The 3,056-nt window shown below is 48.2% G+C and carries 1 rRNA gene; it reads right to left on the bottom strand.

The features are described 5' to 3' along the window. Positions 1-83 precede the first annotated feature (83 nt). Positions 84-2,963: ribosomal RNA gene (locus Q763_RS17215) — 23S ribosomal RNA — on the bottom strand. Positions 2,964-3,056: the final 93 nt, after the last annotated feature.

Raw genomic sequence — 3,056 nt, forward strand, 5'->3', positions numbered from 1 at the left:
AATATTTTAACATATTGAGATAAAGAATATAATATTATTTGAATTAGAAAGTTTCTTCCTCCCGCAGGGCGGGAGGAAAGAGCGTACATAAGCTTACGGGTTATTAGTACTACTCGACTCTGACATTACTGCCTTTACATCTATAGCCTATCAACGTGGTCATCTTCCACGACCCTTAAAAGAAATCTCATCTTGTGGTGGGTTTCGCGCTTATATGCTTTCAGCGCTTATCCCTTCCAGACGTAGCTACTCTGCGGTGCCCCTGGCGGGACAACAGATACACTAGAGGTCTGTCCAACTCGGTCCTCTCGTACTAGAGTCAGATCCACTCAAATTTCTAACGCCCACAGTAGATAGAGACCGAACTGTCTCACGACGTTCTGAACCCAGCTCGCGTGCCACTTTAATGGGCGAACAGCCCAACCCTTGGGACCTTCTCCAGCCCCAGGATGTGACGAGCCGACATCGAGGTGCCAAACCCCCCCGTCGATATGAGCTCTTGGGGGAGATCAGCCTGTTATCCCCGGCGTACCTTTTATCCTTTGAGCGATGGCCCTTCCATACGGAACCACCGGATCACTATGCTCTACTTTCGTACCTGATCGACCTGTATGTCTCTCAGTCAAGCTCCCTTATGCCATTGCACTCTACGCACGGTTACCAAGCGTGCTGAGGGAACCTTTAGAAGCCTCCGTTACTCTTTTGGAGGCGACCACCCCAGTCAAACTACCCACCAAGCAATGTCCCCCTAAAAAAGGGGTTAGGCCTCAGATAAGCAAAGGGTGGTATTTCAACAACGACTCCACAACGCCTGGCGACGCCATTTCAAAGTCTCCCACCTATCCTACACATCACTTATCCAAGGTCAATACTAAGCTATAGTAAAGGTGCACAGGGTCTTTTCGTCCCACTGCGGGTAATCGGCATCTTCACCGATACTACAATTTCACCGAGCTCATGGCTGAGACAGTGTCCAGATCGTTACACCATTCGTGCAGGTCGGAACTTACCCGACAAGGAATTTCGCTACCTTAGGACCGTTATAGTTACGGCCGCCGTTTACTGGGGCTTCAATTCAATGCTTCTCCGAAGATAACATCTCCTCTTAACCTTCCAGCACCGGGCAGGTGTCAGGCCCTATACTTCATCTTACGATTTTGCAGAGCCCTGTGTTTTTGATAAACAGTCGCCTGGACCTTTTCACTGCGGCCACGCCGGAGCGTGGCGACCTTTCTCCCGAAGTTACAGGTCTATTTTGCCTAATTCCTTAGCCATGAATCTCTCGAGCACCTTAGGATTCTCTCCTCGACTACCTGTGTCGGTTTAGGGTACGGGTACTTATAATCTAAGTTTAGAAGGTTTTCTTGGAAGCCCTTAGGCACACTATCACTTTGTCCGAAGACTCCGTGTACTATCGTATTTCACCAAAATCTGCGGATTTGCCTACAGATCCTATAGTTACGTACTTTAACGAACTATTCCGTCAGTTCGCGGTGCTTTCATCACTCCGTCGCTCCATCACAATTATAAGTAGTACGGGAATATTAACCCGTTGGCCATCGACTTCCCCCTTCGGGTACGCCTTAGGTCCCGACTAACCCTCAGCTGATTAGCATAGCTGAGGAAACCTTAGTCTTTCGGTGTGCGGGTTTCTCGCCCGCATTATCGTTACTTATGCCTACATTTTCTTTTCTATCCGCTCCAGCAATACTCGCATATCACCTTCGACGCTGAATAGAATGCTCCCCTACCACTTACGTTAAACGTAAATCCATAGCTTCGGTAGTATACTTATGCCCGATTATTATCCATGCTCGTCCGCTCGACTAGTGAGCTGTTACGCACTCTTTAAATGAATGGCTGCTTCCAAGCCAACATCCTAGCTGTCTGGGCAGACAAACCTCGTTTATTCAACTTAGCATACATTTGGGGACCTTAGCTGATGGTCTGGGTTCTTTCCCTCTCGGACATGGACCTTAGCACCCATGCCCTCACTGCTGGTAAACATTATATAGCATTCGGAGTTTGTCAGGAATTGGTAGGCGGTGAAGCCCCCGCATCCAATCAGTAGCTCTACCTCTATATAACTTAAGCCAGCGCTGCACCTAAATGCATTTCGGGGAGTACGAGCTATTTCCGAGTTTGATTGGCCTTTCACCCCTACCCACAGGTCATCCGAAGACTTTTCAACGTCAACCGGTTCGGACCTCCACTATGTGTTACCACAGCTTCATCCTGCCCATGGGTAGATCACACGGTTTCGCGTCTACCATTACTGACTAAAGCGCCCTATTAAGACTCGCTTTCGCTACGGGTCCGTGACTTAATCACTTATCCTTGCCAGCAACGGTAACTCGTAGGCTCATTATGCAAAAGGCACGCCGTCACCCCACGAAAGGGCTCCGACCGCTTGTAGGCGTATGGTTTCAGGATCTATTTCACTCCGTTATTCACGGTTCTTTTCACCTTTCCCTCACGGTACTGGTTCACTATCGGTCTCTCAGGAGTATTTAGCCTTAGCGGATGGTCCCGCTGGATTCAGACAGGGTTTCACGTGCCCCGCCCTACTCAGGATACCACTATCTATTATATTCATTACCTGTACGGGATTATCACCCTCTACGATGCAACTTTCCAGATGCTTCCAGTTCTGTTTACATAGAATGTCGTGGTCCTACAACCCCAAAATTGCCGTAACAACCTTGGTTTGGGCTAATCCGCTTTCGCTCGCCACTACTCACGGAATCACTTTTGTTTTCTCTTCCTCCGCCTACTTAGATGTTTCAGTTCAGCGGGTTCGCCTCCTATCGGATACTATATCTTCAATATAGTGGGTTGCCCCATTCAGAAATCTACGGATCAGTCGGTATGTGCCCGTCCCCGTAGCTTATCGCAGCTTATCACGTCTTTCTTCGCCTCTGAGAGCCACAGGCATCCCCCATACGCCCTTATTTTGCTTATTGTACTTTTCTTGTGTGTTATCGCTAACACACAACTGTGCTTTCTATAATTTTTTTCTACTGTATTGTTTATCTCAATATGTCAATGAACGTGTG

The sequence above is a fragment of the Flavobacterium beibuense F44-8 genome, from assembly GCF_000769915.1.
Classification (GTDB): Bacteria; Bacteroidota; Bacteroidia; order Flavobacteriales; family Flavobacteriaceae; genus Flavobacterium; species Flavobacterium beibuense.